The organism is Vibrio sp. 2130-1 (assembly GCF_033339515.1).
Map to the genome: position 1 here is coordinate 1 of NZ_JAWOUT010000198.1, position 761 is coordinate 761.

Sequence of the window (761 nt, forward strand, 5' to 3'; positions counted from 1 at the left end):
TTTTTCTTTTTGGTATAAACGGTTCTCTCGCCCATGTGAACTAAGCAATATCATCAATGCTATGACACAAAGAAACACAGTTTCTACCAGCGCTTTTGGATTCATACAGCGCGATATCTGCGCACTTATAGCTTCGAGTTCGATCGGCAGTGAGGTCACTATAACCCGCACTGACGGTAACGGTCATATTGCTTCGCAGCTGAACCGCGACTCGCAAACGATTGAGCACCACTTCGGCCTCTTTAACTGTGGTATGAGGCATGATCACCGCAAACTCCTCACCACCGACACGAGAAACAAAATCCGTAGTGCGCACTTCACGTAGTAACGTTTCTGCGACGCTACAAATGACTTTATCCCCTTCATCGTGACCGCGTTCATCGTTAATGCGCTTAAAGTGGTCAATATCAAACAAAGCCAAACGCGTCGTCGGTGTATCAGGATAACGTTCTACAATATTCGCGTAGTGGGTTAATTGTTCTTCAAACTTTCTGCGGTTCCACAGTCCAGTCAAACCGTCTTTCTCACTTAAGTTGCGCAGCTGCTCTTCCAACGCTTTACGTTCAGAAATATCCACCAGCGAAGTGATGTAATAGCTGATTTTACCGGACTTTGTTAAGTTCGCTTGGATACGCATGATCGCCGTAAACACATGATTCAATTGGGTACGGCAGCGTACTTCGCCTTCCCAAACATTCTCGCGACCTAACTTATTCCAAATGTTTAGCGTCTCTTCGAGATCTTCAGGAAGCAAAATCAGG

General features: G+C 45.7%; 1 protein-coding gene. It reads right to left on the bottom strand.

All coding sequences use genetic code 11. From position 1 onward, the window contains the following. Positions 1–40: 40 nt before the first annotated feature. Positions 41–761: diguanylate cyclase (locus R7Q09_RS25150; RefSeq protein ID WP_318143822.1), on the bottom strand; the 721-nt coding region annotated here is incomplete at its 5' end.